The sequence below is a fragment of the Desulfosporosinus paludis genome (assembly GCF_045689965.1).
Lineage (GTDB): Bacteria > Bacillota > Desulfitobacteriia > Desulfitobacteriales > Desulfitobacteriaceae > Desulfosporosinus > Desulfosporosinus paludis.
Genome location: NZ_CP144211.1, coordinates 4,578,962 through 4,605,515 on the forward strand (window position 1 = coordinate 4,578,962; position 26,554 = coordinate 4,605,515).

Sequence of the window (26,554 nt, forward strand, 5' to 3'; positions counted from 1 at the left end):
CTGTGGCAACTTTACTAGAAGTAGAAAACCTCAGCACCTCTTTCTTTACGTACGCCGGAGAAGTACAGTCTGTCTCCGGAGTAAGTTTTCATGTAGATGAAGGAGAAGCAATAGGTATAGTCGGTGAATCGGGCTGCGGCAAATCTGTAACTGTTCAGTCCATAATGCGTCTGATTCCCAACCCGCCCGGAAAAATAAAAAATGGGCATATCCATTTTATGGGTAAAGATTTAGTAAAGATTTCAGAAAAAGAGATGCAGAATATTCGGGGTAAGGAAATTAGTATGATCTTTCAAGACCCCATGACGAGTCTTAACCCTGTCCTAACGGTTGGACGTCAAATGACAGAAGTCCTGCAGCGCCACGAAGGAATTAGCAAACAGGAAGCCTTAGCCCGTTCTGAAAAATATTTGGAAATGGTAGGAATTCCCAATGCTGGGCGACGCCTTCATCAATATCCGCATGAGTTTTCTGGAGGTATGAGACAAAGGGTCATGATTGCTATGTCCTTGCTTTGCAACCCAAAGTTGCTTATTGCGGATGAACCAACAACGGCTTTGGATGTTACAATTCAGGCTCAGATCCTTGAACTGATGAGAGACCTCAAAGAGAAGATTAATACTTCCATTATCTTGATAACCCATGATCTAGGGGTTGTTGCCGGTCTTTGTTCAAGAATTGTTGTCATGTATGGCGGCAAGGTTGTCGAAAGCGGACTTGTCTCAGAGCTCTTCAATAATCCACAGCATCCCTATACCTGGGGCTTGCTGAACAGCGTCCCGCGTTTGGATGCTAAAAGCCGTGGAAAATTAATTCCAATCAAAGGTTCTCCGCCGGATTTGCTGAATCCTCCGCGAGGCTGTGGTTTTTCGGCCAGATGTCCCCACGCGATGAATATTTGCCTCGAACAACCACCTGCTTATACTGAACAGTCCACAAGTCACAAAGTTGCATGCTGGTTAAAAGATCCGCGAGCTCCGAAGGTGACCCGTGTTTCGGGTGCGCAACAGGAGGTAGTTGTATGAAGGATGAAGTCATTCTTGAGGTTTCAGACCTAGTCAAACATTTCCCGATCCAGCAAGGGCTTTTTTCACGCAACAGTTCTAAGGTTCATGCTGTCAACGGTATCTCTTTCAAGCTAAAACGCGGGGAAACCTTGGGGTTAGTTGGTGAGAGCGGCTGCGGTAAATCAACGGTTGGCAGAACAATTACGCGGCTTTATGAGCCCACTTCAGGCAAGGCCATCCTTGGTGGAAAGAATTTGTTTGAGTTGAATAGTCAAGATATGCTGATAATGCGTCGGCGTATACAGATGATCTTTCAGGATCCCTATGCCTCCTTAAACCCTCGTATGACTGTCGGTGACATTATCGGTGAACCATTGGATATTCATCATCTGGCCCAAGGGCAGAAACGTACAGATCGAATTTACGGATTGTTAGAAACAGTGGGTCTGAATTCCGAGCACGCTAATCGTTTCCCCCATGAATTTTCCGGGGGACAAAGACAACGTATCGGTATTGCCAGAGCCCTTGCTGTTGATCCGGAAATTATTATTTGTGATGAGCCGATTTCTGCTTTGGACGTTTCTATCCAGGCTCAGATTGTTAATATGCTTGAGGATTTACAAGATCGATTGGGTCTAACCTATCTCTTTATCGCCCATGATCTTTCGATGGTTAAGCATATCTCCCACCGTATTGCGGTCATGTATTTGGGTAAAATAGTGGAACTCACGGAGAGCTTTAAGCTTTACGAGTCACCTTTGCACCCTTACACTCAGGCCCTATTGAGCGCGATTCCAATCCCAGATCCTGAGGTAGAACGCACCAGGCAGCGTATTGTTTTGCAAGGTGGTGTACCAAGCCCAATCGATCCGCCTAGCGGCTGTTATTTCCGCACGCGCTGCCCTAAGGCTATGGATATTTGTGCTTCTCAGACGCCGGAAATGGTAGATATGGGCAACGAGCACTTTGTAGCCTGTCATCTTTATAGCAATAAATAAGTTAGAGGTAATTTGGATTGCCTGAATTGATGCCGTCTAGGCGTCAAATATGAAGTAAGCCTATAGAGTCAGAATACCGGACAATGATTGTCTGGTATTCTTTTTTAGTATTGTCAGAAAATTGACTTCGTTAAATGTTCAGTATCAGTGCAACTGACGGCTTCTGAACTCGCAAGCCAACAAGTGCGAAGACATTGTCTTCGGGCACAAGCCGAGTTTCTTTAGTTGCTGAATAGTTTCTATGCAATCCGTTTAAACTGAAGATTAATTGATCAGATTAAGGGGTGCTGAAATGCACACGAAAAATGTGTGTTAAGTCACACTGCCCCCGAGGTTAGCATGTTAGACTAGGATCATAAAGAAGGAGGCAATGATAATGGAAAACGTTAAAAAACAAGCTCCAGAGCTTGAGTGCGATCAGTGTGGAACAACCAGTGAATTAACGCCTATCTTGACATATGTCCATCAGGGTGAAGAAAAGCATGTTTGTACGCATTGCTTGCCAATGCTCATACATGGTTAGGAGAAGGATATGCGCTTTACACTCGATATGAAGTTAAAAGATATTATGACCGCTAACCCGAAGACTGCGGAGGCAATGCAGGAATTGGGGCTACATTGTCTAGGCTGTGCTTTTTCAGTCAATGAAACCCTTGCCAATGCTGCTCAAATGCATCAACTCGATCCTAACCTATTGTTAGAAAAAGTTAATGCCGTGGAACAAGGAGAGATCTCTCCTGAGGCAGCGGCCAAAGCTCAACCGGCGGGTTCTATTCTCCAAATGGATAAGAAGACGTATTCAATAGCTCCTCATATTCCGGCTGGAGTTGTTACCCCGGATATATTGCGCAAAATCGCCGATGTCGCGGAAAAATATCATGCCCAAGCTTTAAAAGTTACTTCAGCGCAACGGATAGCTATTGTTGGTTTACAACCGGAAGATGTTCCCAAGGTATGGGAAGACCTGGGGATGGACCCAGGTCATGCTGTTGGATTGTGCGTGAGGAGTGTGAAAGTCTGTCCGGGTGATACATTCTGTAAACGTGGACTGCAAGAAACCTTAGCTTTAGGAATGGAAATTGATAAACGTTATCATGGTTTAGAATTACCTTCTAAATTTAAAATTGGGGTTGCTGGCTGTCCGAATAAGTGTACAGATGCTGCTTCAGTGGATCTTGGCCTGATGGGGACAAGTAAGGGTTATCATCTCTATGTTGGAGGTAATGGTGGTGTTAAACCGAGACAAGGTAACATCCTTTTAGAAAACCTCCAAAGAGAACAGATTATGCCGGCAGTAGATGCTGTAATCAACTACTACAAGGAAAATGCGAAGCCTCAAGAGAGAATAGGCCGACTACTCGATCGAATAGGTTTAGATGGTCTTCGCGAATACGCTGAAAAACAAATAATAGTTTGATAAGATAGTAAAAGCGGATGTTCACCATCCGCTTTTACTATCTTATTTGCCTTTAAACCATTTAAACTTAATCCTACAATAATGCTGCTATTTTACAGATATAGCATCGACCGGACAGCCTTCTTCAGCTTCTTTAGCGGCATCTTCTACTTCACTGGGAACTGGGTTAGTATAAGCTGTTGCTAGGCCATCATCTTCCATCTTGAAGACTTCTGGACAGAATTCAGGACAAGCTCCACACCCAATGCAAGTATCTTTATCGACTTCAGCAAACATTATGTACCCTCCTTCACCTAATCTAAAGATATTCTGCCCTTGTAAAAGTTGTCTATTCACGATAATTTAAATAAAGAGAATTTCTTAGTAGTTTTCACGAAGCATTTCATTTAAAGAGAGGAGTCATTTAAAGGTGTGTACGAAAGTTATAATACGCAAGGCTGAAAGACAGGATCTGGAACGATTAAGGAGGATATATAATTGGGCTGTTTTGAACTCTGTAGCAACATTTGACCTTGAAGAGCGGACGATTGATCAGAACGAACAATGGTTCACTGATCACCAACGTTCCATCTATCCCTTATTTGTCGCTATGGATCAAGATATGGTCTTAGGTTGGGGGAGTATTTCTCCGTTTCATCCCAGACCTGCTTATCGTCCAACAGGAGAATTCTCGATTTACATTGCTCCTGAATTTCAGGGAAAGGGGATTGGGGATTTGCTCCTTAGACATCTCTGCCAATGCGCCGAAACATTGGAATATCATTCTTTGATAGGTCTAATTACAGGTACGAATAAAGCCAGTTTATGTTTAGCGGAGAAACATGGATTTGTACAGGTCGGTCATTATCGCGAAGTAGGAATTAAATTTGGGCAATGGCTCGATGTTATATCCGTTCAAAAAATTATACGTCCGATTACGAAGGTTTGAGTCAATTTCATGTGAGCAATCTCGCTATTGTTCACATTATTTCGTTCTCGAAAGATGTTATTTCCTTCTCTTGGAAAATACAGGGATATTTTGCGTCAAAAAAAATACCAATAATACCCAAAAATCCTTTGCCTATCAGCCTTTCTCCAACTTGAACTACTTAATAAAGTTGCCTTATTATTTGCGATTTCGACATTGCCCATAACGTATAATAAGGGCACCGGAGTTTCCACAGACAAAAGGTTTAAACCGGAATACTTTTAAGGCGGGATGATGGTCGAATGGGTAAGAAAATAAAAATAATTGTCGCGGATGATAACCGTAATTTATGTCAAATGCTACAGAACTATCTTCAGAGTCAGGAAGATGTAGTTATTGTTGGTGTTGCCAATAACGGTTTAGAAGCTTGGGAACTTATTCAGACTCAGGAACCGGATTTGATTATTTTAGACTTGGTTATGCCTAATTTAGATGGGCTCGGGGTTCTAGAGCGCGTTAATAGTCGAACATCAATGGTCCGCCCCAAGATCATTATGTTGACTGCCTTTGGTCAAGAGTCTCTAACCCATCAGGCCATGCTGCTTGGAGTAGACTATTTTATTCTTAAACCCTTTGATTTAGATATCTTGAGTAAGCGAATTCGTTCCCTGACTCAAGATATGCCGACTGCTGCTCCTGCCCAGTTTAACACATCCTCTCCTGTGGTGACCACAGTTGGCAGCGGTCTTAATTTGAGCGTAGAGGTCACCACAATGATGCATCAAATTGGTATTCCCGCTCACGTGAAAGGGTATCAATATATTCGCGACGCTATTTTAATGGTTGTCGAAGATGTTTCTCTGTTAGGGGCAGTTACCAAGGAACTTTACCCGGGAATCGCCAAAAAATTTGATACAGCACCTAGCCGGGTGGAACGAGGAATTCGCCATGCTATAGAATTAGCTTGGGAACGCGGACATACGGACACTCTTAAACGAATTTTCGGTTATTCCATGAACATAGAGCGTCAGAAACCAACAAACTCAGAGTTCATTGCTCTTTTAGCCGACAAATTAAGAGTTATGAGTAAAGTCAGCTAAATAAATAACTTACTTAACTCTGCACGGATGTTCGAAATGCCTACAACTTTTCTAAGCGTTAGAGAAGTTGTAGGCATTTCGTCTAATAATAGAACTTGAGGAGAATTTTGTAACATTATTACTTGAATCCTAGGGACGAGGAAGTGTAATATAGGTTGAGTGAAGATCTAATTTAGAAGAAGGAGGTGCTTTTCTTTGAGGGGGAAGCTTATCGTTATAGAGGCAGGGGATGGTTGTGGAAAAGCAACTCAAACCAAATTGCTTTACGACAGACTTAAGGCGGAGAATTATAATGTGAAAAAAATCGAATTTCCCGATTATGAAAGTGATTCCTCTGCCCTGATAAAGATGTATTTAAATGGGGATTTTGGGACAGATCCCGCTGATGTTAATCCATACGCTGCTTCTGCGTTCTATACTGTGGATAGGTATGCATCCTATAAGAAAGGATGGGAGAGTTTTTACCAACAAGGCGGGATAATCTTGGCAGATCGCTATACTACTTCAAATATGGTGCATCAGGCAGCCAAAATAAACAACAAAGAAGAGCGAAAAGCCTATCTAAATTGGCTTACGGATTTGGAATTTGAAAAATTCAAGCTCCCGGTTCCGGACTGTGTTATTTTCCTTGATATGCATCCCAGCTTTAGTCAAACGTTAATAAATAGTCGCCTTAATAAAACGGGGAGCTCAGAAAAGGATATCCATGAAAATAACTATGAATATCTGGAGCGTTCCTATATTAATGCCTGCGAGATCAGAACAGAAAACGGGTGGAAGATCGTCGAGTGCGTGCATAATGATCAACTTAGAAGTATAGAAGAAATTCATGCAGATATTTATAAAACAGTGATCAAGTTAATTGAGGATAAGCCTCGATAATATAAACGATAAAGCCACAACTTTTGTTGTTGTGGCTTAACATATGTATTGAGTTATTAGCTCGTGTGAGATGCAAACGAACCCCAGGTAAAAAAGTATTCCACAAAGTGAAACTAAAAACAAAAAGAAGCCAACTGCATTCGCAATCGACTTCCCAGATACATATTTGGTGCGCCCGGCGGGATTTGAACCTGCGACCTCCGGCTTCGGAAACCGTCACTCTATCCACTGAGCTACGAGCGCATAAGAGGACACTTCTTTACTTTACTCAATTAGTAATAGATTGTCAAGGCTAAAATTATCCAGCATGACCACAAGTTGTCTCCTTGAAGACTCTGCAGTATAATGCAACAAGGATAACAACTCGGATACAATGGAGAAATGAGGGAATTCGTTTGCAATGGCGAGATTTGAAGGCTAGGCTTTCTTGGCAGTTTTTAAAACACCTCTTGGGAATAATACTTGGTTCCTCAATTGTGAGTATCAGTATTAATACATTAATTATCCCCAATCAAATTGCTGACGGTGGGGTTACAGGTATCGCAATTATTCTGCACTATCTTTTTAAATGGCCAGTTAGCTGGATGATTATAGCATTAAACTTACCATTATTTATCTTAGGTCTTAAGTTGGTTGGGCGCAATTTCTTGTTGTTTAGTGTCCTCGGTGTCGGAATTCTTTCGGCAACTCTCTCATTAACCTCACATTTGCCGCCTTTAACCCACGATATCTTGCTGGCGTCTATCTCCGGCGGAGTTCTTTCCGGAATCGGGATGGGTATTATCTTTCGCTCAAGAGGTTCACTCGGCGGGACAGATATTTTAGCGGTCCTGTTTGCCAGAACAACTCCTTTTAGCGTCGGACAAATTTTGCTTGGTATTGATGCGGTTATTTTTCTAGTAGCAGCTCTGTTATTTAAGCCTGAAGTGGCGATGTATGCCATGATCTATATGTTTATAGCAACTCGAGTTGTCGATTTGGTTCAGGAAGGTTTGAGCCATTCAAAGTCGGTAATGGTTGTGACCGTAAGGCCTCAGGAAATTGCTAATGAGATTATGGCTAAGCTAGAACGGGGGGTGACTCTTTTTCAGGCGACCGGCGCTTATTCAGGAGATGCTAAACAAGTCGTTTATTGTGTTATTAGCCGGACAGAATTGTCCCAGATCAAAGAGATTGTCCGAGTGCAAGATCCTTTGGCTTTTGTAGCCATTTCCGAGGTCCCCGAGGTTGTTGGGGAAGGCTTTTCAAATTGGAAGGGACATTAATTTAACAAGCGCTAAATTAATGTCCCTATCGTTTTAAATGGTTGATCATGAACTTAATTACTGGTCTTACTAGATGGAACAGCGGAGTTGTTCGTAAGTTTACTTTCTGGAGGCCAAGTTCCGCTGGCTTCGGATAGTAGTTTTCCCACAGGCATAAGCGTGTATCCTTTAAGCTTAAGACGTTCAATAACTGTGGGTAAAGCTTGAATCGTGTCCGGTGCAGAGTCTGAAGCATGGAAGAGAATGATGTCTCCTGCTTTGGCCCCTCCTCCTGAGCGTATTCCATTGAGGACATTATTGACCACGGCATCAGGACCAGGACGTTTCCAGTCAAGAGAATCGACGCTCCATTGTATAACACGATATCCGAGTTTATTAGCGACAGAAATTACCTTATTGTCATAGGCTCCGTTTGGTGCGCGAATTAATCGTACTTTTTGGCCGGAGACTCGCTCCAAAACCTGTTGAGATGTGGAGATCTCATTCTCGATTTCGCCAGCTCCCAAGGTGTTGAGATCGATATGGCGGTTTCCGTGAGAGCCGATTTCATGGCCTTCTTTAACCATTCGCTGAACTAAGGCTTGATGTTTTTCCGCCCAAGGACTTGAAAGAAAAAAAGTCGCATGAATTCCTTCGCGTTTAAGAATATCTAGAATCGGTTCTGCTGTTTTTTCTCCCCAACTGATATCAAAGGTTAGACCAATTGCTTGTGTGTTAACAGTTGCCGAGTAAATAGGTTTTAGCTTGCCGGAGAAAACAGAAGTTACATTCTCGCGGTAGCTGATCAAGACCAGCAGTAGGATTCCCCAAAGGGCAAGGTTACGCCATGATGGACGTTTGAAAATTATTATTCGCATTTGGAATTCCTCCTTTGGGTTAAAGATATTCGTTTGAAACCCAGATCATGAGGTAAAAAACAAAAAAACGCCTTTAAGTAGGCGTTCTAATAAAAAAATTCACTCTTTAATTAACGATAGCATTTATCACGTTTTATTTAGCGCTTATCTAGCGTTTAAATAAACGTGTACCAAATACTGCTCGAAACAAATCCATTTTAAACAGCAATTTAAGAAACAAATGGAGTACAATGAAGGAAGTGGTAATAATTACCATAATACGTATTAGGAAAAAAGCGATAGCGAATAGCCATGTAAAAACTTTACCCAAGATTACCGCGGAAAGAAAGAGACCTAGAACGAGTATGAGAAGCTTGATTGCAACCGTCCAGTAATTAGAAGACTGAGATGGGCGATAAGTATTCAAGGTCTAAACACCCCCTTCTACATAGAGATTATCATATTTCGACTTTTATGTCTAGGTTACAAGCTTGTTCGTTCTAAAGTTCCTTTGAGCCTTAATTCTTACGCTTTGATACCCAATAAATTGAATCGTGCATATTATGGAACAGACATGGAGGGGATAATATGTACGAAAGAGAATTATCCATCTGGCGGAACCTGATGGAAGATGGTACTCAATGCCTTGGAGAGGAACAATATAGAAACGCAGAAAAATATTATTCCCAGGCCCTTCTCTTAGCCCATCAATTTTCGGTTCCTGAGCTTACAGCGTTTACATTACGACTATTAGCGACTGTGAGAGTTCGCTTAGGGTATCTTGAATTAGCTGAAGAAGGGTTTCAATCGGCTCTTCTTATTTGTCAAGAAGTCCAGAATGCTAAAGGTATGTCTGAAGCGTGGGCCGGTTTAGCCAGCGTTTCAGTGAAAAGGGGAAAGTTCAAAGTTGCCAGTCATGAATATGAACAAGCAATCACTATTTATCCAACGACATCTCCACCGTTAAGGCTGGGTATGTTATATGCTGATCTCGGTCAAGTTTACGCGACACTTGCTGAGTGGAATAGAGCCCAGGATGCTTATTCAGAGGCTCAGAAAATTTGCCGCGCGAATGGTTTCCTTAAAGGTGAGGGTGAATTGGATGTACTCATTGGAGAATTGTGTTTTCGGCAAAAGAAAAAGGAAGAAGCAACTAAAAGTTTACAGCAAGCCTGTCAGGTATTTATTGGAATTTCGGATATTGTTGCTTTAACGAATGCCCTCCAATATCTCGCCTTAATGTATTTTGAGCAAAATAAAATGCGTCTCGCCTTTGAGTGTCAGCAAAGAGCTGTCGCGCTCTGCTTAAAATTTGATACGAAACATGTCCTCAGTGAAAGCTGTTTTTTCTTGAGTAGAATCGAACAGTCCTTAGATTTACTAGAGGAGGCGAAATATTACTTAGAATTGTCCATCCGATTTTATCCGGAACAGGATATCGAGTTGGCACTGCGCTATCAAAGCATGGCAAACTTATTACTTCTCACGATGGATTATTCGAAGGCAGAGCTATATTATCTAAAAGCATTGAGCCTTTATGAATCTTTGGGAGATGAGCTCCATATAGGGGAAGTCTGTGAAGCCTTGGTTGTTTTAAAAGAATCTCGGAAGAGCGGTGAGGAGTCTCGGGAAAGTAAAGAAGAGATTGAAACTCAGGCCAAAATGCTTGGGGGTTTTCCTATAGAGGCCCTAATCAGGTTGGCAGAATTCTATGAGGAACGGCGTAACTATAGAAATGCTTTAGAGTGTTATTGGAGAGTCTTGGAAATGGGACGTGATGCTCAAATTACGACAGGTTGGATTGAAGCTAGGGTTCAAAAAGTATCGAAGCACATTCGTCGCAAAAGGTCAGTGTACTAATTCTTGCCAAATTTCGCAAAGTGACTTTATAAATTGTGACAGTTCAGATAAAATAGAGGTATAATACTCTCACTAATAAGCGAGATAGGATGGAGGGGAATCTATGCGTGAGGAAGATTCGATACTCCTCGAATGTTTGGAAGATGTTTACCATAACTTTGAAAAAGCCTTGAGGAAAGTGCAAAAGGTTCGCTCAATTCACGTCCGAAAATTTGAGCAGCTTTTTGACGAGCTGCTAAGTGAGCGAAGGGTTTTCGAAGACATTTCCATCCCAGCTCGATTAATCATTGAACAACTCTTGGAGTCACAGTTTAAGGTTGGACAGGTCGCTTTAGAAGCGGAATATTTGAGGCAGCCGTTTGCTAGTGTCGACTATGTCAAAATCGAGGAGTTTGGTATTATACGAGTAAAACTTGGGGATGTTGAAGTTAAATGGCGGGATGGAAGCTACTCTTACTATTTCTATCCGGATAAGGTAGAATTGCGAGCCACAGACGAGAAGTCCTCAATTAAATTATTTTTTTCTATTCCGTTTAATCAGCAGACCCTAGAGAGGTTTCCGGAAATCCTCAAGTCTCCTAATGTTGTCTACGTACATCCACAACTCGAAACATGGATACGGAAGGTGTTATGATGTCAAATATTGACAAAGGATTAATTCAGGTGTATACAGGAAATGGCAAAGGAAAAACAACTGCCGCTTTGGGGCTCACAATTCGGGCCATCGGTCATGGTTTTAAGGTCTACATGATTCAATTCATGAAGGGCAGCGCTGATTACGGAGAATTGGAGGGGCTAAAGCGTCTCTTCCCTGAATGTCAGCTCGAAAGCTACGGGGGTAAAGGGTGGGTTCACAAAGGTCTTCAAGAGGAAGAGCATATCCTTGAAGCCCAAAAGGCCTTTAAACGGGCTCGAGAGATTATTACCTCAGGGAAATGGGATATAGTCATTCTCGATGAAATTCTCAATGCGCTTTGGTTTGAGCTTTTACCGGAACCTGACATCTTAGACTTGCTGGATTCAAAACCATCTCATGTCGAGCTAGTGTTAACGGGCCGCAATGCCTCAGAGCGAATCATAGAAAAAGCAGATTTGGTGACAGAAATGGTTCAAAAAAAGCATCCCTTTGAACAAGGAATCATGGCTCGAAAAGGGATTGAATATTAAAGTAGCCCTAAAGCATTGTAAATACTCTGGACACTGAGTATACTAGAATTTAAGATTAAGGACAAGGTCGTCCATGCACAACCAAATAGGGTTAATGCATGGGCGTTTATCGTACTGTCAGAAAGTATAACTTCGTTAAATACTTTCTACAGCATAAGTGCAACTAGGAAGTCGCCTGCGCTAAGGCTTGGCGCCAGCCAAGTTTTCTTTATTTCGGAAACTTGAAAGGAGAGATTTGCTATGATGTTGACCAAAGATGACGTCCTCCGGGAAGCTCAGGAAAAAGGGGTTAAGTTTATTCGTTTACAATTTACAGACATCTTTGGAATACTTAAAAATGTTGCCATAACTATTGAACAATTGGAAAAAGCTTTAGATGGTCAGCTAATGTTTGATGGTTCTTCGATTGAGGGATTTGCCCGTATTGAAGAATCCGATATGTATTTAAGGCCAGATCCTAATACCTTTGTGGTGTTTCCTTGGCGTCCCAAAGAAGGTGGAGTTGCCCGTCTTATTTGTGATGTTTACAATCCCGATGGGACTTCTTTTGGGGGGTGTCCGCGAAGCGCGCTGAAAAATGTTTTGAAAGAAGCCGCTGAGCTTGGCTACACATTAAATGTTGGTCCGGAATTAGAATTTTTTCTTTTCCATACAGATCCAGAAGGGCGTCCGACCACAATTACCCATGACAAGGCCGGCTATTTCGACTTAACCCCTGTCGATTTGGGAGAGAACGCTCGTCGTGATATGGTTTTAACCCTGGAACAAATGGGATATGAAATCGAAGCCTCACATCATGAGGTAGCTCCCGGACAACACGAAATCGACTTCAAATATTCTGATGCTTTGGATATTGCGGATAAAATTGCTACATTCCGGTTCGTTGTTCGTACGATAGCTCAGCATCATGGCCTGCATGCCACATTTATGCCTAAACCGATCTTCGGCATTAATGGTTCAGGAATGCACAGCAATCAATCCCTTTTTAGAGCAGGCAAAAATGTGTTTTACGATCCGAGCGATCCTCTGGAGCTTTCAGAGATTGCTTATCAATATATCGCCGGCCTAATGAAACACGCTCATTCTTTTACAGCAGTTACCAATCCGACGATCAATTCTTATAAACGATTAGTTCCAGGATACGAAGCACCTTGTTATATAGCTTGGTCTGGACGAAACAGAAGCCCACTGATTAGGATACCTGCCAAAAGAGGTTCTTCGACCCGTATTGAATTAAGGAGTCCTGACCCGTCGTGTAACCCATACTTGGCTCTTGCGGTTCAATTAAAAGCTGGTTTAGATGGAATTAAGAATAAGCTCACTCCTCCGCCTGCAGTTGACTTAAATATCTACGCGATGACGAATGAAGAACGTGCCAAACATAATATTGCCTCGCTGCCCGGAAATTTAAAAGAGGCTTTGGATGAGTTAGCAAAAGCGCCGGTTATTCAGGAGGCGCTCGGAGATCACATCTATCATCGCTTTCTTGAGGCCAAAACGGAGGAATGGGATAGTTTTCGTGTAACAGTTACACGCTGGGAATTAGATCGTTATCTGGAGCTCTATTAAAACTTTACCGTAAAGAAAAGGTCCGCATTACATTTGATGTAGTGCGGATCTTATAGAATATAGTACCTTCATGATTCATAATCCTGATAGAGAATCTCAATGCATTTGTGAAACAATTTACATAACAAAGAATATACTGAAGTATAAAGTATCCAAATAAGATTTTCAATATTCTAAATTGTCCTAGATTAAATCTCAGAACTATGTTAATATAAATTAACACAATAGCAATATACATAAAAGGAGGGGATATCATGATATTTGCGTTGAATCGTGATTCCGTACTGGGCTCTTCCTTTCGAACTCAACAAAAGTTTAAAGTTGGGGATCGAGTCACGACGAGCAATCGTTGCTTGGGGACGGTTGTTCGGATAGATCGAGATGAGGTTGGAGAGTTTATTGTAGCCCGTTTAGATATTTTACCAGGTGAATTTGCCTATGATCCTTGGGATCTGGATAAGCTTGAATAAGTTTAAAGTTAATCAAATATAGTCTGCAGCAGAACACTCTTTAGGGGTGTTCTTTAATTTTCAGGCATAAAGAAATTTTAGTATATGCCTTATCTAGGGCGACAAGGCATATACTAGAACTATACTTTGTTAAACCTGGCTGATGTAGAGAAGGGAGGGCTATCATGGAAGTCATCAAGTGGTTGCGCGAATATCGCGAAATAGAGGCTTCATTAGAATGGAAGGGAACGTTTGCAGATTATTTGCAAATGGTTATTAAAAATCCGAATTTAGCTCTGCATGCTCATGCACGAATTTATGCTATGATCAAAGCAGCCGGAGTTGAAACCAACGGAGACCAAAAAAAGTATCACTTCTTTGACAAGGAACTTTTCGGGCTAGATAAAACGTTGGAGCGTCTCATTGAGGAATATTTCCATAGTGCAGCGAAACGGTTAGATGTTCGTAAACGGATTCTCTTATTAATGGGACCTGTAAGTGGTGGAAAGTCAACGATTGTAAGTTTATTGAAACGCGGATTAGAGGAATTTACGAGAACTGAAGATGGTGCGGTTTACGCTATTGAAGGGTGTCCAATGCATGAGGACCCTCTGCATCTGTTGCCGATGTCGCTACGGCCACAATTTGAAAAGGAATATGGTATTCGAATTGAAGGAAATCTCTGTCCGGTTTGTCGTTTACGTCTAGATGAAGAATTTTATGGAGAAGTTGAGCGTTTTCCTGTAAAACGAATTATCTTTTCTGAAGAACAAAGAGTAGGAATTGGAACATTTACTCCTTCAGATCCAAAATCACAGGATATCGCTGACTTGACAGGAAGCATTGACTTTTCCTCGATTACAGAATATGGATCAGAATCTGATCCTCGTGCCTATCGTTTTGACGGTGAACTAAATAAGGCGAATAGGGGTTTAATGGAATTTCAAGAAATGCTGAAATCTGACGAGAAATTTCTTTGGAATCTTTTAAGTTTATCCCAAGAAGGAAATTTCAAAGCTGGGAGGTTCGCTCTAATATCTGCCGATGAATTAGTCATCGCTCATACTAATGAGAATGAGTACCGGACCTTTGTCGCCAACAAGAAAAATGAAGCCTTACAATCAAGGATTATCGTCATGCATGTTCCCTATAACCTCCGGGTTAGTGATGAAATTAAAATTTATGAAAAATTAATTAGTCAGAGTGATATTCGGAATGTCCATATTGCCCCCCATAGTCTCTGGGCCACTTCAGTTTTTGGAGTTCTGTCCCGTTTAAAACCTTCCAAAAAGCAAGGCATGGACCTGGTCAAGAAAATGAGAATTTATGACGGGGAAGATGTTGAAGGATTTAATCAAAAAGATTTAAAAGAGTTAATGATTGAGGGTGAAGAGCAAGGTGAAGGGATGAGCGGGGTTGATCCACGCTATGTGATTAATCGAATTTCTACTGCTCTAATTCGCGATGAACATGCTTGCATTAACGCTTTAGATATCCTGAGAGCTCTTAAAGACGGTTTATCTCAGCATACGTCAATCATGAAGGAGGAAAAGGAAAATCTATTAAATCTAATCTCAGTAGCACGTCGTGAATACGATGAAATGGCTAAGAAAGAGGTTCAGAAGGCCTTCGTTTACGCTTATGAGGAATCAGCGAAATCTCTTTTGAATAATTATCTCGATAACGTCGAAGCCTTTTGCAATTCTACCAAGCTGATGGACCCTATCACCGGTGAGGAATTACCTCCAGATGAGCAATTAATGCGCAGTATTGAGGAGCATGTTGGAGTATCTGAGAATGCTAAGAAAACGTTTCGCGAGGAAATCTTAATTCGGATATCTATGTACGCCCGTAAAGGGAAAACCTTTAACTATGAGTCTCATGAGCGTCTGAAAGAGGCGATCGAGAAAAAATTATTTGCAGACCTTAAAGACATTGTTAAAATTACCACGTCTGTGGAACATCCTGATCAAGAACAACTTAGGAGAATTAATAATGTCATGGACCGTCTTGTCAATGAGCATGGATATTGCCCGATCTGTGCTAATGAGATTGTCAAATATGTAGGGGCCCTCCTTAACCGCTAGAGAAAATAGGGGGGATGAAGGTGTCGGATGATAGTATTGTAAGTCGTGATGATTGGAGTTTGCATCGCAAAGGGTATTTGGATCAAACAAGGCATAAAGAAAAAGTTGAAGAAGCCATTAAACAACAATTGGGAGACCTAATCGTTGATGAAAGTATCATATTATCAAATGGTAAGAAAAGCACAAAAATTCCCATGCGATCCCTTGAAGAGTTTCGGTTCCGATATGATTTTAATAAAAAAAATCATACAGGTCAGGGGACGAAAAAGATGTCGCCGGGGGACATCTTGGGACGTGAGCAGGGTAAAGGTAAGGGAGCTTCAGGAAGCGGAGCAGGAGAAGAACCTGGTGAAGATATTTATGACGCTGAAGTCACCTATGATGATCTGGCCAATATCTTGTTTGCAGAATTAAAGCTTCCAAATCTGGATGATAAAAAACGTCCTCTAATTGCTCATGATCGACCGGAATTCAATGATGTTCGTAAAACTGGGCTTATGGCCAATGTTGATAAAAAACGTACGTTATTAGAAAGTATCAAAAGGCAGGCCAGAAAAGAGAATTATAATAAAGAGGAACGTTTAAGGATTAGCCCGGAAGATTTGCGCTTTAAGACTTGGGAAACACGGCCAAATTTTGAGACAAATGCTGTTATCTTAGCCATGATGGATACGTCAGGTTCCATGGGACAATTCGAAAAGTATATTTCGCGGACGTTTTTCTTCTGGATGGTTCGGTTTCTGCGCTTAAAATATGAAAATGTGGAGATTCGTTTTTTAGCTCATCATACGGAGGCTAAAGAAGTTAGTGAAGAGGAGTTCTTTACTCGAGGAGAAAGCGGTGGAACGCGTTGTTCTTCGGTGTATAAATATGCTTTGGATTTAATTGAACGAGAATATCCACCAGCTCATTATAATATCTATCCCGTTCATTTTACGGATGGCGACAATATTGGCTCGGATAATGCACGAGCCATGGGGCTTATGAAAAATCTTGTAGACGTTAGTCGGGTGGTTGGATATGGAGAAATTTTAAGAACTCACTATTCAAGTACGTTAATGTCAACTTTGAAAAGAATCACGGATCCTAAGCTTAGGTTAGTGACAATTCGAGATCGCAACGAAGTATACGATGCTCTAAAGACAGTTTTCTCTTAAAATCAAGGAGCCTTTAACCCACCTCGACTTCTGCTCAGCACCTGAGACCTTAATAAAAGGGGGGAAGTCATGGACAATGAGATCAGAGACTTAACTGCATTTGCCCAAGAAATTGCTCACGTGGCACGAGGAATGGGGCTTGATTTTTATCCTGTTAATTTTGAAGTTGTTCCGGCAGAGGCTTTGTATACCTTCGGTGCCTATGGAATGCCCGTACGATTTACGCACTGGAGTTTTGGCAAAGCATTTTATCGAATGAAAACTCAGTACGACCTAAACTTGAGCAGGATTTATGAACTTGTGATTAACACGAATCCAGCCTATGCCTTTTTACTTGAAGGAAATCGCTTAACCCAGAACAAATTGGTGATAGGGCATGTTTATGCTCACGTTGATTTCTTCAAGAATAATTACTATTTCTCCCGTACTCCAAAAGATATGGTGGAGCGAATGGCTGCTCATGCCGAAAAACTTAGAGAATACGAATCGTTGTATGGCCGGGAAAAGGTTGAGGCTACTCTTGATGCAGTACTGGCAATTCAAGAACATGTTGATTTTCGCTCCCATATCGGGCCAGACTATAAAATCGACAATCATGCCAAAGGAAATTCCCAAAATAAACAGCCTTTAAAGCATTCCTGTCAAACGTCGAATTGTCAAAGCCAAGCTTGTTCTTCAAAAGGAACTTGTGGAACTTGTCAACAAACCACAAGTATGATTAATGAGCCCAAAGTAACGATTAGAAAAAAAAGAACGTCACAGCCCTATGAAGACTTATGGGATGAGTTAGCTGACAAAGAATCTGAGTTTGAAACTCAACAAGAGTATGAGGATCTTCTGTATTATCTGATAGAATTTTCGCCGGGATTGGAAGAATGGCAGAAGGATATTGTAAGCATCGTTCGTGAAGAGTCACTCTACTTTTCTCCACAAATTGAAACAAAAATAATTAACGAAGGATGGGCAACGTTCTGGCATGCTAAAATAATGCGTGAACTGGATCTTAGTGAGAGTGAATCTCTTGAATTTTCTTTAATGCACAGTCAAGTCGTTCAACCATCACGTATGGGGTTAAATCCTTATTATCTTGGAGTAAAGATATGGGAGAATATTGCTGAAAAAAGATCCCCAGAGGAACTTTTCGAATTACGAGAGACAGAAAACGATCTATCCTTTATTCGCAATCACCTGACCAAAGATTTGGTGGAAGAGCTCAATCTGTTTAATTTTCGTAAAGTAGGGGCCCATTGGCAGGTGACTGAAAACGATTGGGAGAAAGTCAGAAATAATTTGGTCCAACAACTTGTTAACGGCGGAAATCCGCGGATTGTAGTTCTAGAAGGGGATTATGAAGGTAAAGGCGGGCTCTATCTTAAGCATCGTCATGAAGGAGCAGACCTCGATGTTGTTTACCTGGAAAAGACCCTTTCCCTGGTTCAGTCTCTTTGGGGAAAGGCTGCTGCCTTAGAAACGGTGATTGATGGCAAGAAGATCATCTATGAAGCGTCTGATGGACTGGTCAGTCGTCGTCAGTTAGGTAAAGCAGAATAGGTTTTTGGATTTATAAGGGCGAAGTTGTGACCAAAGCAGATCTGTGAAATTCAGCTGCTTTGGTCTCTTCTTGGAACGATCAACCTAGAGAAATCTTTAAAGAAACTGGTAAAGAGCAAAAGTCTATGGTAAAATACCCACGGTATGATGAATAGTCACGAATGTCAGGAGGTATAGTTTGGAAACAATTATTACCCAACTTGGAGGATTCGTCGTACATATTATTTCTTCCTTCGGTTATGCAGGAGTATTTTTGGCAATGGCTATAGAAAGCGCTTGTATACCTTTACCGAGCGAAATCATTCTTCCATTTACGGGATACATGGTTTTTAGCGGCCATTTCGGCTTTTGGCAAGCAACCATTGCTGCCACCTTAGGTAACCTTTTCGGGGCGTTAGTAGCCTATTACGTGGGGGTGTGGGGAGGCCGACCTTTTCTAAAACGCTATGGTAAGTATTTTTTCATAAATGCTAAAGAATTAGCCTGGACAGAACGTATTTTTGAGCGTAACGGAGAAATTACGGTCTTTATTGGTCGTGTCTTGCCGGTTATCCGCACATTTATTTCCTTACCTGCAGGGATTGCCCGGATGAGCCCGTTTAAAATGGCTACCTATACAACCATAGGGGCATTTCTTTGGTGTACATTATTAGTTTTTATCGGTCAAAAATTAGGCGAGAATTGGAATACCCTTAAACCGCTGTTTCATCGTGCCGATATTATCATTGGTGGAGCTATTATTATTGTGCTAATTTACTTTGTATGGAAACACATCTCAAGTAAAAAACGCTAAGACTAAGGTCGATGGCTCAAAGGAATCTGAAGGATTCAGCTGGGAATGGAAGCAAAGGAAGGTAGGCTAGGCATGCATGGATTAGAACACTATGTAATGAGCATAATTTTTCACTATCGTTATGCCGGCTTATTTATCTTGCTTATGGGTGGCATGGTTGGTATTCCAGTTCCCGATGAATTTTTAATGACCTTTAGTGGCTTTCAAACGACCTTGGGACGAATGAACTTCGAAAAGACCCTTTTAGTCGCTTCTTTAGGGAGCTTTATGGGAATGAATTTAAGCTATTGGATTGGAAGAACGTTAGGAATCCCCTTTCTTCATAAAGTTGCCCCGATTCTTCACTTCAACACAAAAAAAATCACAAGCGCTGAACATTGGTTTCAGCGCTTTGGGGATCGACTGATCGTAATCGGATATTTTTTTCCTGGATTCCGTCATTTTACGGCCTATTTTTCAGGTATGAGTAAACTTAATTATGCCCGTTACTCCGTCTTAGCGGCAACTGGTGCTACCCTTTGGGCTTTTACCTTTATTACTCTTGGCCGAATTTTAGGTGAGCATTGGGAGAAAATCACCTTCATATTGCATCGTTATCTGGCAAGAGGGGGAATTGTTCTCGCTTTGATCGTATTCTTGATTTATCTATACAGTATCAAACGTGGAAAAGCGGGTTTAGAAAACTGAAGGCGGATGTTCTTTGAAGCCTTCCTCCGACTGACAGTGTGGACAAAGGCCGAAAAAACGAAGCCAGTGATTCTGGATACGGTAACCACTTTGGGATTCGATGGCATGGGCTAAGTTCCTTATTGGACAGTCACCCAATTCTTTGCTTTGACCGCACTTTGTACAAACAAGCTGGTGGGCATGTTGGTTGGCAGAGTTTACGAGACAAAAACGCTCTCCTCCACTCCCGAATTCTTCCTTCTGAACCAGGCCAATGCTATTGAGCATTTCCAGGACACGATAGATAGAAACAATGCCAACGTGAATGTCAGCTTGCTCCAGGATGTGATGAATATCATAGGCCCCAAGATAAGCGGAATTTTGACAAAGCACCTCAACGACGTGTTTTCGGGCCGATGTGAGGCGATACCCACGCTGTTGGATATACTGAAGGATTTCTTCATAGTTCATGATATTATCTCCTATAAGGGGCGGTGGTTAAGGCCGCTTATTTTTATACTGTCAAAAGTATAACTTCGTTGAATACTTTTAACAGCATAAGGGCAACTAAGGCTTCTGCTCTCGCGAGCTCGGCACAGCCGAGTTTTCCTTATACTTTTAAATAACTTACTTAAGACCAAAGCTTCGCCTCAGTGGCTGACGCTGAGAGGAAAAAAGAAAACTTATAAAAAAGAATACGGCTGCTGTTAAAGCAATACTTGCGCCTGAGGCGACATTGAAGTAGTAGGAAATATACAGTCCAATGACAGCACTTGTTAAGCCAAAAAGAATCGCCAGCAGGAGAAGTCTTTTTAAGGAACGCGTCCATTGTTGGGCAGCAGCCGCAGGAATAATCAGAAGTGCGGTAACCAAGATAATTCCAACGGTTTGAGAGGCAATAACTACGGTAACAGCGGTCATAATCAGCATGGCATAATGAAGTTTTGTGCGTGATAAACCTGCCACTTCAGCCATTTCCGGATCAAAAGCATAAAAGACAAATTCTTTGTAGAAGAGAATAATCATTGATAAAATGACAACGGATGCTCCTAAGATAATCTTCAGGTCAAAGGGCGTGATTGCTAAAACAGACCCAAATAAATAGCCTGTAAGATCCGTTGTATAAAATTTCATGCTGCTAATTAAAGCGATTCCTAAAGCCATAGACGTTGAAAATAAGATCCCTATGGCCGTGTCTAAAGTGACTTTGGCTTTTTCATGGACTAAGCCAATCAGAAGCGCTAAGCCGATAGTGTAGAAATTGGCCGAAAGGTAAAGATCCCACTGCAAAAGATAACCAATGGCTAGACCTGCAAGAGAGCCGTGGGCTAATCCTTCACCGATAAAGGCTAGGCGAAGCAGGACAACAAAGCTTCCGATAACGGCACATAAGATACCGATTGACACAGTTCCGATCAAGGCATTCTGCATGAAGGCGTAATGGAGTGGATCTAAGAGCAAGTGCATGAACAAGAATCCTCCTTAACTGCGGGTACGGTATCTTCTTCAACGAGACGGTGCGGCCAGGGAAGTCCCGAAAACGTCTTCGTTAAAATTTCCGGCGTCAGCACCTTCTCAGGCGGACCAAAGGCAATAATTTGCTCATTTAGGCATAGGATTCGACCAAAATGGTGAAAATCTAAGGCTAAGAGATCATGGGTGGTTGTTAAGGTTGTTATCCCATCTACGTGAAGCTGTTCGAGAAGTTCATAGATGCTTTGTTGAGTGGGAATATCCAGCCCTGTTGCAGGTTCATCAAGCAGCAAGAGTTTTGATTCTTGAGCTAGGGCCCGGGCGATAAAACTCGCTGCTGTTGTCCGCCTGAAAGTTGACCAATTGGCCGATCTGCCATTTCGATCATTTTCACACGCTTTAGAGATTCTTCAACGACACGATGGTCCTCCTTTTTGGGAAAATGCAATACCCCAAGACGTCCCACGCGACCTAACATGACCACTTCATAGACTGAGATAGGAAATTCTTTATCGATGGATTTAAGCTGCGGAACATAGCCTATTTGGTGTTGACGACGCCACGATCGGTGGGGCTTTTCCCCAAAGACTCGAACAGTTCCACGCGAGGGTCTGTTTAGCCCCACGATACTGCGGATGAGGGAGGTTTTCCCGGATCCATTAGGTCCGATAATTCCGATGCAGGAACCACCAGGAATTCGCAGGTGAATATCATTCAGGATTTGACGCTCGCCATAGTTTAGGAAAAAATGGTCAAATTCAACGACATGGTTATCTGACATGTTCTTGGAACCTACTCTCTTTGTTCATTATTTTAGGGCTGAAACAATGGCGGCAGTGTTCGATTTCATCATCGCTATATAGGAATTTGACTCTGAAGTATCTCCAAGAGTGTCATCGTGAAGAGAATCAATAAATTTCACACCGGTTTCAGAAGCCAGTTGTTGAGCCAGTTTAGGGTTAAATCCTGCTTCACTGAATACGGCGTGAATATTTTGCTCACGAATTAGTTTAATAAGGTCGGCATAGTCTTTGGCGGAAGGCTCTGCTTCACCGGTATGGAGCAAAGGCTGTACAAAAACTAACCCATATTGTTTGGCATAATAAGTCCAGGCATCGTGCAAAACGACCATTTTGCGGGATTCAGGCGGAAGGCTTGAGATTTGGGTTCTAATCCATTGATCTAAGTCCGTCAGTTTTGTGAGGTAGGCTGCGGCATTTTGAGTGAAGTATTGCTTATCTTCAGGATAGGTCTCGGATAGTTGATCACGAATCGTTTCGACATAATGTTTGGCATTTTGAACATCCAGCCAGAGATGGGGATTGCCCGCTCCTCCTTGATCTTTTCCTAATATGGGCAGGCCATCCGATAAGATAATGGTACGGAGATTAGGGTTTGCAGCATTAGAGATAATTTTATCTAAATATAGTTCTTCTCCAACCCCATTGGCGAAAAAAAGGCTGGAAGCAGCAACTTCACGCACATCAGAGGGTTTAGGTTCAAATTCATGAGGATCACTTCCAGCAGGGACGAGATTGATCACTTTAATTTTATCGCCACCCACTTGTCGTATTAGATCTGCTAGGGGAGAGATACTTGTAATAACGGTTTTAGATTGGACTGTTGCAGCAGGAGCCTGAGAGCTGCATCCGTTAAGTAAAACCAGAGAACTAAGCAGCAGAAGAAATAAAAGATAATAACGTTTGGGGAACATTGAGGCACACTCCTTAATGATATAATGTTTCAATAAGGAGTGTAATACAGGAACTGGTAAATGTCAAATAGATAGAAAATAGGCGTGATTCCCAAAGCATTAGGCGAAAGTTAACTGCGGTGGTATAATTTAAAAGGATAAATAACCCAAAACATAAAGGAGGTCACACTCGTGACAAATGAAAGCACACAAGACTTAGACCAAAATAAGAATCCAATCGTTACCATTGAAATGGATAACGGCAATCTCATTAAAATTGAACTATATCCCAACGTGGCCCCAGAGACGGTCAAGAACTTTGTCACTCTTGTATCTGAGGGCTTCTACGATGGCCTTATTTTCCACAGAGTTATTCCAGGTTTTATGATTCAAGGTGGAGATCCTAATGGAACTGGGATGGGAGGAAGCAAACAAACGATTCGAGGAGAGTTCACGGGCAATGGGGTTAAAAACGATTTAAAACATGATCGTGGAGTTATTTCCATGGCTCGTACTTCAAATCCTAATTCAGCCAGTTCTCAGTTTTTTATTGTAGTCAAAGCAGCAAGTCATTTAGATGGACAATATGCTTCCTTTGGAAAAGTCATTGAGGGCATGGAAGAAGTTGATCGTATTGTCAATGTAGCGAGAGATCGCGCAGATAAACCCATGGAAGACCAACGAATGAAAAAAGTGACCCTTTAAGGGCTTCTTTCTCCCGTTAGGTAATTTGCACTATAGCGGAAAAGGAGGGCTCAGCCCTCTTTTTCCCTCTAAGAGGAGACAGGGTTATGTTCGATCTGATGCGTTTGTTTGCTCAAGTTGTAGAAGAACAGAGTTTTACAGTCGTTGCTCGCAAATTAGAGATCAGTCAACCGGCGGTCTCTAATCAAATGCGAGCGCTCGAAGAAAAGCTAGGTGTTAAACTGATTTATCGTAAAGGAAAGGGTTTTGCCTTAACTCAAGAAGGGGAGATCTTCTATCGGCATACAAAACATATGCTGGATGCCTGGTCTGACCTAATACAAGAAATTGGGAATTCCGAACGAGTTATGAGCGGAAAAATACATATTGGAGCTTCCCACATCCCTGGGGAATACCTGCTGCCAACATACTTAGCTTCTTTTCGAGTTTTATACCCAGATATAACCTTTAAGTTGACGATTGGGGATAGTCTGGAGATCGCTGAAAAAGTCTTAGCCCATGAGGTGGATTTTGCTGTGGTAGGAGCGGTCTTCGATACGGAAAAACTGACCTCAGAATATTGGCTGAAGGATGAGCTGGCTTTACTAGTTGCCAAGGATCATCCGCTTAGTTCAGAGCATAATACGAATCTGCACACCCTCCAAGCATATCCGATGGTTCTCAGAGAAACTGGATCTGGTCATCGCAGGGCTTTTGAGGAAGCACTTGTCAAACGCGGTTTAGATTTTAACAATTTCAATGTTGTGTTGGAAGTTGGAAGTACAGAAGGAGTTAAGAACTCCGTACGTTCTGGGTTAGGATATTCTTTTTTATCCAGACATGCCATTGTGCATGGAGAAAAACTTGGTTTGGTTGAACTGACCGTTGATGATTTTAAGATCGAACGCAGTTTCTACCTCTTAACTCGCCGCAATAAATCTCTTTCCGGCATAGCTGAGGAGTGCTATAGGTATTTGTCAAATCAGAAACCGGATCAGATAACTGTTTAAAGGAAAAAGGAGAATCATGCTTGGACTGGTTTTTAAGCGATTTTAATATCAAGGCATGGCGACTTGTCAAACGTTATAGAATGGGAAAAGCTCCAAGCATGATCCTGATTTATGGGCCGCCTGGCGTTGGAAAATCTTCTCTCTTGAATTACCTTGGACAACAATGGCAAAAAGATGGGAGGATTATGACGGATGCTGCCTCTTTTTCCCGTCAATATGCTTACGCCTCTCAAGAAGGCAAGCTCACGCAGTTCCGGCAGCGCTATCGTACGACTCCATTGTTGTTGATGGATGATCTGCAATATCTGACGGGTAAAAAACAAACGATTGAGGAACTCCATTATACCTACGAATACATCCTTCTTAATGGAGGGAAGATGATAGCGACACTAGAAACGGATTTGCTGAATTTGAATTTTTTAGGCGATCGATTAGCGTCGCGTTTTTTAAGTGGAATCGTTATGCCCCTATCTCAGCCGCAAAATCATGAAATTGAACGTTTTGTGGCAGAATATTCTCGTGAATTGAAGCTCTTCATGGACCATTCGATTCCGGAGATCATTGCACAGCGAACTGAAAACCTCACTGAGGCCAAAAAGGCAATTCATCAATTCATCGAGTTTGCCGAACGTCATAATGACGAATTGAGTCTGCAATGTTTTCTGTCCTATTGGCAAGAAAAAGCAAGAACTCAACATAAGATTATAAACCCCATGAATATTCTTTATGCAACAGCTCAAACGATGAATCTCCCTATCGAGGAATTACTCGGGTCTACTCAAAAAGCGACGGTCAATGAAGCCCGGCAACTGGCAATTTATACGATACGAACCCTTTGTAACATTTCATATCCTGCTATAGCGTCTTATTTTAATCGCCGACATTCAAGTATCCTTATGTCGTATAAAAAAATGCAGGAAAAGTTGGCCCAGGATCAAGAATTATATAAACGTTATCAAGAAATCGCAGGTATATTTAAAGATAGTGAGAAGGAGTGATCCGATGTCAGGGGCAATTCAAAGGATTGGAGTACTTACGAGTGGCGGAGATGCGCCTGGAATGAATGCCGCCGTTCGAGCAGTCGTTCGTAAAGGAATCTTTCATGGTTTGAACGTTTTTGGGATTAGCAGAGGTTATGAGGGGCTAATCCATGGCGAAATTCATGAGATGAGTATTGGTTCAGTCGCAGATATTGTCTTGCGGGGCGGAACTGTATTAAAAACTGCCCGCTCAGAAGAAATGAGAACTCTGTCCGGTCAACAAAAAGCCTTAGCTCAACTGCAAAAATTAAACATTGACGCCCTAGTTGTTATCGGAGGAGACGGATCATTTCGAGGTGCTCAAACTCTTGCGGCTCAGGGGGTTCGGATTGTAGGAATTCCCGGCACCATCGACAATGATATCGCCGGAACTGATTTGACGATCGGATTTGATACTGCTATGAATACAGTTGTTGATGCCGTTAGTAAAATTCGTGATACTGCTTCTTCCCACGATCGAACATTTATTGTGGAGGTCATGGGCAGAAATTGCGGAAATATTGCCTTACAGGCAGGCTTAGCCTGTGGAGCAGAATCCATTCTGGTACCTGAGATTCCGTATGACTTAGATGAGATCAGCAATAAATTGAAACGCGGCCACCAACGTGGTAAAAACCACAGCATTATCTTAGTTGCAGAAGGGGTAGGGAGTGCATATAAAATCGGTGAAGAGCTGCACGCACGTTCAGGTTTTGAGACTAGGATTACGGTTCTTGGACATTTACAGCGCGGGGAAACCCCAGTGCTCTCGACGCAGTGATAGCCGCTGCCATGGGGGGAAAAGCAATCGAGATCATTTTAGCGCAAGAAACGAACAAAATGACTGCCTACATTGATCAAAACGTAATTTCCCGCCCGCTTGATGATGCTTATGGCAGCCGTCGTCCCCTTAACCGAGAGCTCTATGATTTGGCCAATGAGTTATCTATTTAGCCAATGCGTC

28 protein-coding genes, 1 tRNA gene and 1 pseudogene are annotated in these 26,554 nt (G+C 42.0%); 22 read left to right on the forward strand and 8 right to left on the reverse strand.

Annotated elements, in window-relative coordinates:
• The first annotated feature begins 2 nt into the window (after positions 1–2).
• From VZF35_RS22765 to VZF35_RS22780, 4 genes are all read left to right on the forward strand, one after another.
• Positions 3–1,025, forward strand: a complete 1,023-nt coding sequence (locus tag VZF35_RS22765) for an ABC transporter ATP-binding protein (protein ID WP_407308705.1) — start codon at positions 3–5, stop codon at positions 1,023–1,025.
• Positions 1,022–2,005, forward strand: a complete 984-nt coding sequence (locus VZF35_RS22770) for an ABC transporter ATP-binding protein (protein WP_407308706.1) — start codon at positions 1,022–1,024, stop codon at positions 2,003–2,005. Before VZF35_RS22765 ends, VZF35_RS22770 begins: the two co-directional genes overlap by 4 nt.
• A gap of 376 nt (positions 2,006–2,381) precedes the next feature.
• Positions 2,382–2,528 (forward strand): hypothetical protein, encoded by a 147-nt coding sequence (locus VZF35_RS22775; RefSeq protein WP_407308707.1) that lies wholly within the window; start codon positions 2,382–2,384, stop codon positions 2,526–2,528.
• 9 nt (positions 2,529–2,537) lie between these two features.
• Complete coding sequence (locus VZF35_RS22780; protein ID WP_407308708.1) at positions 2,538–3,422, forward strand: DUF1858 domain-containing protein; 885 nt, start codon at positions 2,538–2,540, stop codon at positions 3,420–3,422.
• Between the two features lie 87 nt (positions 3,423–3,509).
• Here VZF35_RS22780 and VZF35_RS22785 read toward each other — a convergent pair whose 3' ends face one another.
• Positions 3,510–3,698 carry a ferredoxin gene (locus VZF35_RS22785; RefSeq protein WP_407308709.1) on the reverse strand — a complete coding sequence of 63 codons (189 nt, stop codon included), beginning with the start codon at positions 3,696–3,698 and terminating at the stop codon, positions 3,510–3,512.
• Positions 3,699–3,831: 133 nt separating this feature from the next.
• Here VZF35_RS22785 and VZF35_RS22790 point away from each other — a divergent pair, with 133 nt between their 5' ends.
• From VZF35_RS22790 to VZF35_RS22800, 3 genes are all read left to right on the forward strand, one after another.
• Positions 3,832–4,350 carry a GNAT family N-acetyltransferase gene (locus tag VZF35_RS22790; RefSeq protein WP_407308710.1) on the forward strand — a complete coding sequence of 173 codons (519 nt, stop codon included), beginning with the start codon at positions 3,832–3,834 and terminating at the stop codon, positions 4,348–4,350.
• A gap of 281 nt (positions 4,351–4,631) precedes the next feature.
• Complete coding sequence (spo0A, locus tag VZF35_RS22795; protein ID WP_407308711.1) at positions 4,632–5,429, forward strand: sporulation transcription factor Spo0A; 798 nt, start codon at positions 4,632–4,634, stop codon at positions 5,427–5,429.
• A 195-nt stretch (positions 5,430–5,624) separates the two neighbouring features.
• On the forward strand, positions 5,625–6,311 hold the full coding sequence (locus VZF35_RS22800; protein ID WP_407308712.1) for a dTMP kinase: 687 nt from the start codon (positions 5,625–5,627) through the stop codon (positions 6,309–6,311).
• 167 nt (positions 6,312–6,478) lie between these two features.
• Here VZF35_RS22800 and VZF35_RS22805 read toward each other — a convergent pair.
• A tRNA-Arg gene (locus VZF35_RS22805) sits at positions 6,479–6,554 on the reverse strand.
• A gap of 152 nt (positions 6,555–6,706) precedes the next feature.
• Here VZF35_RS22805 and VZF35_RS22810 point away from each other — a divergent pair.
• Positions 6,707–7,576 (forward strand): YitT family protein, encoded by an 870-nt coding sequence (locus VZF35_RS22810; RefSeq protein WP_407308713.1) that lies wholly within the window; start codon positions 6,707–6,709, stop codon positions 7,574–7,576.
• A gap of 53 nt (positions 7,577–7,629) precedes the next feature.
• Here the strand turns inward: VZF35_RS22810 and VZF35_RS22815 are convergent, their stop codons facing one another.
• Positions 7,630–8,433: a polysaccharide deacetylase family protein gene (locus VZF35_RS22815; RefSeq protein ID WP_407308714.1), complete on the reverse strand. Its 804-nt coding sequence runs from the start codon at positions 8,431–8,433 to the stop codon at positions 7,630–7,632.
• 567 nt (positions 8,434–9,000) lie between these two features.
• Here VZF35_RS22815 and VZF35_RS22820 point away from each other — a divergent pair.
• The 10 genes from VZF35_RS22820 to VZF35_RS22865 all read left to right on the forward strand — a co-directional run bounded on the left by VZF35_RS22820 (position 9,001) and on the right by VZF35_RS22865 (position 19,732).
• Positions 9,001–10,272 carry a tetratricopeptide repeat protein gene (locus tag VZF35_RS22820; protein ID WP_407308715.1) on the forward strand — a complete coding sequence of 424 codons (1,272 nt, stop codon included), beginning with the start codon at positions 9,001–9,003 and terminating at the stop codon, positions 10,270–10,272.
• Positions 10,273–10,375: 103 nt separating this feature from the next.
• Complete coding sequence (locus VZF35_RS22825) at positions 10,376–10,906, forward strand: hypothetical protein (protein WP_407308716.1); 531 nt, start codon at positions 10,376–10,378, stop codon at positions 10,904–10,906.
• Positions 10,906–11,439 (forward strand): cob(I)yrinic acid a,c-diamide adenosyltransferase, encoded by a 534-nt coding sequence (gene cobO / locus VZF35_RS22830; protein WP_407308717.1) that lies wholly within the window; start codon positions 10,906–10,908, stop codon positions 11,437–11,439. Before VZF35_RS22825 ends, cobO begins: the two co-directional genes overlap by 1 nt.
• A 240-nt stretch (positions 11,440–11,679) precedes the next feature.
• Entirely contained in the window at positions 11,680–13,008 is a 1,329-nt protein-coding gene (glnA, locus tag VZF35_RS22835) for a type I glutamate--ammonia ligase (protein ID WP_407308718.1), read from the forward strand.
• Positions 13,009–13,262: 254 nt separating this feature from the next.
• Complete coding sequence (locus VZF35_RS22840) at positions 13,263–13,478, forward strand: hypothetical protein (protein ID WP_407308719.1); 216 nt, start codon at positions 13,263–13,265, stop codon at positions 13,476–13,478.
• Between the two features lie 164 nt (positions 13,479–13,642).
• On the forward strand, positions 13,643–15,544 hold the full coding sequence (locus VZF35_RS22845; RefSeq protein ID WP_407308720.1) for a PrkA family serine protein kinase: 1,902 nt from the start codon (positions 13,643–13,645) through the stop codon (positions 15,542–15,544).
• Positions 15,545–15,564: 20 nt separating this feature from the next.
• The gene (yhbH, locus tag VZF35_RS22850; RefSeq protein ID WP_407308721.1) at positions 15,565–16,701 is read left to right on the forward strand and encodes a sporulation protein YhbH; all 1,137 of its coding nucleotides are present in this window, start codon (positions 15,565–15,567) and stop codon (positions 16,699–16,701) included.
• Between the two features lie 69 nt (positions 16,702–16,770).
• Positions 16,771–18,252, forward strand: a complete 1,482-nt coding sequence (locus tag VZF35_RS22855; RefSeq protein ID WP_407308722.1) for a SpoVR family protein — start codon at positions 16,771–16,773, stop codon at positions 18,250–18,252.
• A 178-nt stretch (positions 18,253–18,430) separates the two neighbouring features.
• A complete protein-coding gene (locus VZF35_RS22860) occupies positions 18,431–19,045 on the forward strand; it encodes a DedA family protein (protein ID WP_407308723.1) in 615 nt (204 codons plus the stop codon).
• A gap of 72 nt (positions 19,046–19,117) precedes the next feature.
• The gene (locus tag VZF35_RS22865) at positions 19,118–19,732 is read left to right on the forward strand and encodes a DedA family protein (RefSeq protein ID WP_407314789.1); all 615 of its coding nucleotides are present in this window, start codon (positions 19,118–19,120) and stop codon (positions 19,730–19,732) included.
• On the opposite strand, the gene VZF35_RS22870 is transcribed toward VZF35_RS22865, so the two are convergent.
• The 5 genes from VZF35_RS22870 to VZF35_RS22890 form a co-directional block, all read right to left on the reverse strand.
• The gene (locus tag VZF35_RS22870; RefSeq protein ID WP_407308724.1) at positions 19,721–20,182 is read right to left on the reverse strand and encodes a Fur family transcriptional regulator; all 462 of its coding nucleotides are present in this window, start codon (positions 20,180–20,182) and stop codon (positions 19,721–19,723) included. The genes VZF35_RS22865 and VZF35_RS22870 overlap by 12 nt on opposite strands.
• A gap of 156 nt (positions 20,183–20,338) precedes the next feature.
• On the reverse strand, positions 20,339–21,178 hold the full coding sequence (locus VZF35_RS22875) for a metal ABC transporter permease (protein WP_407308725.1): 840 nt from the start codon (positions 21,176–21,178) through the stop codon (positions 20,339–20,341).
• The gene (locus VZF35_RS22880) at positions 21,163–21,477 is read right to left on the reverse strand and encodes a hypothetical protein (RefSeq protein ID WP_407308726.1); all 315 of its coding nucleotides are present in this window, start codon (positions 21,475–21,477) and stop codon (positions 21,163–21,165) included. The genes VZF35_RS22875 and VZF35_RS22880 overlap by 16 nt, the downstream gene beginning before the upstream one ends.
• Positions 21,478–21,494: 17 nt before the next feature.
• Entirely contained in the window at positions 21,495–21,965 is a 471-nt protein-coding gene (locus VZF35_RS22885; RefSeq protein WP_407308727.1) for a metal ABC transporter ATP-binding protein, read from the reverse strand.
• 27 nt (positions 21,966–21,992) lie between these two features.
• Entirely contained in the window at positions 21,993–22,898 is a 906-nt protein-coding gene (locus tag VZF35_RS22890; protein ID WP_407308728.1) for a metal ABC transporter substrate-binding protein, read from the reverse strand.
• A 171-nt stretch (positions 22,899–23,069) separates the two neighbouring features.
• On the opposite strand from VZF35_RS22890, the gene VZF35_RS22895 reads away from it, so the two are divergent.
• The 4 genes and pseudogenes from VZF35_RS22895 to pfkA all read left to right on the forward strand — a co-directional run bounded on the left by VZF35_RS22895 (position 23,070) and on the right by pfkA (position 26,544).
• Positions 23,070–23,582 (forward strand): peptidylprolyl isomerase, encoded by a 513-nt coding sequence (locus VZF35_RS22895; protein ID WP_407308729.1) that lies wholly within the window; start codon positions 23,070–23,072, stop codon positions 23,580–23,582.
• 86 nt (positions 23,583–23,668) lie between these two features.
• The gene (locus VZF35_RS22900; protein ID WP_407308730.1) at positions 23,669–24,571 is read left to right on the forward strand and encodes a selenium metabolism-associated LysR family transcriptional regulator; all 903 of its coding nucleotides are present in this window, start codon (positions 23,669–23,671) and stop codon (positions 24,569–24,571) included.
• Between the two features lie 20 nt (positions 24,572–24,591).
• Positions 24,592–25,569, forward strand: a complete 978-nt coding sequence (locus VZF35_RS22905) for a DnaA ATPase domain-containing protein (RefSeq protein WP_407308731.1) — start codon at positions 24,592–24,594, stop codon at positions 25,567–25,569.
• Positions 25,570–25,573: 4 nt separating this feature from the next.
• Positions 25,574–26,544: pseudogene (gene pfkA, locus VZF35_RS22910) on the forward strand (6-phosphofructokinase).
• Positions 26,545–26,554 lie beyond the last annotated feature (10 nt).

What these genes read in the sequence shown, in the direction of transcription:
- VZF35_RS22775 (WP_407308707.1), top strand. Translation starts at nt 2,382, where the DNA reads ATGGAAAACGTTAAAAAACAAGCTCCAGAGCTTGAGTGCGATCAGTGT.
- VZF35_RS22840 (WP_407308719.1), top strand. Translation starts at nt 13,263, where the DNA reads ATGATATTTGCGTTGAATCGTGATTCCGTACTGGGCTCTTCCTTTCGA.
- VZF35_RS22780 (WP_407308708.1), top strand. Translation starts at nt 2,538, where the DNA reads ATGCGCTTTACACTCGATATGAAGTTAAAAGATATTATGACCGCTAAC.
- VZF35_RS22885 (WP_407308727.1), bottom strand. Translation starts at nt 21,965, where the DNA reads ATGTCAGATAACCATGTCGTTGAATTTGACCATTTTTTCCTAAACTAT.
- VZF35_RS22815 (WP_407308714.1), bottom strand. Translation starts at nt 8,433, where the DNA reads ATGCGAATAATAATTTTCAAACGTCCATCATGGCGTAACCTTGCCCTT.
- spo0A (WP_407308711.1), top strand. Translation starts at nt 4,632, where the DNA reads ATGGGTAAGAAAATAAAAATAATTGTCGCGGATGATAACCGTAATTTA.
- VZF35_RS22900 (WP_407308730.1), top strand. Translation starts at nt 23,669, where the DNA reads ATGTTCGATCTGATGCGTTTGTTTGCTCAAGTTGTAGAAGAACAGAGT.
- glnA (WP_407308718.1), top strand. Translation starts at nt 11,680, where the DNA reads ATGATGTTGACCAAAGATGACGTCCTCCGGGAAGCTCAGGAAAAAGGG.
- VZF35_RS22820 (WP_407308715.1), top strand. Translation starts at nt 9,001, where the DNA reads ATGTACGAAAGAGAATTATCCATCTGGCGGAACCTGATGGAAGATGGT.
- VZF35_RS22845 (WP_407308720.1), top strand. Translation starts at nt 13,643, where the DNA reads ATGGAAGTCATCAAGTGGTTGCGCGAATATCGCGAAATAGAGGCTTCA.
- VZF35_RS22890 (WP_407308728.1), bottom strand. Translation starts at nt 22,898, where the DNA reads ATGTTCCCCAAACGTTATTATCTTTTATTTCTTCTGCTGCTTAGTTCT.
- VZF35_RS22865 (WP_407314789.1), top strand. Translation starts at nt 19,118, where the DNA reads ATGCATGGATTAGAACACTATGTAATGAGCATAATTTTTCACTATCGT.
- cobO (WP_407308717.1), top strand. Translation starts at nt 10,906, where the DNA reads ATGTCAAATATTGACAAAGGATTAATTCAGGTGTATACAGGAAATGGC.
- VZF35_RS22870 (WP_407308724.1), bottom strand. Translation starts at nt 20,182, where the DNA reads ATGAACTATGAAGAAATCCTTCAGTATATCCAACAGCGTGGGTATCGC.
- VZF35_RS22770 (WP_407308706.1), top strand. Translation starts at nt 1,022, where the DNA reads ATGAAGGATGAAGTCATTCTTGAGGTTTCAGACCTAGTCAAACATTTC.
- VZF35_RS22785 (WP_407308709.1), bottom strand. Translation starts at nt 3,698, where the DNA reads ATGTTTGCTGAAGTCGATAAAGATACTTGCATTGGGTGTGGAGCTTGT.
- VZF35_RS22825 (WP_407308716.1), top strand. Translation starts at nt 10,376, where the DNA reads ATGCGTGAGGAAGATTCGATACTCCTCGAATGTTTGGAAGATGTTTAC.
- VZF35_RS22855 (WP_407308722.1), top strand. Translation starts at nt 16,771, where the DNA reads ATGGACAATGAGATCAGAGACTTAACTGCATTTGCCCAAGAAATTGCT.
- VZF35_RS22875 (WP_407308725.1), bottom strand. Translation starts at nt 21,178, where the DNA reads ATGCACTTGCTCTTAGATCCACTCCATTACGCCTTCATGCAGAATGCC.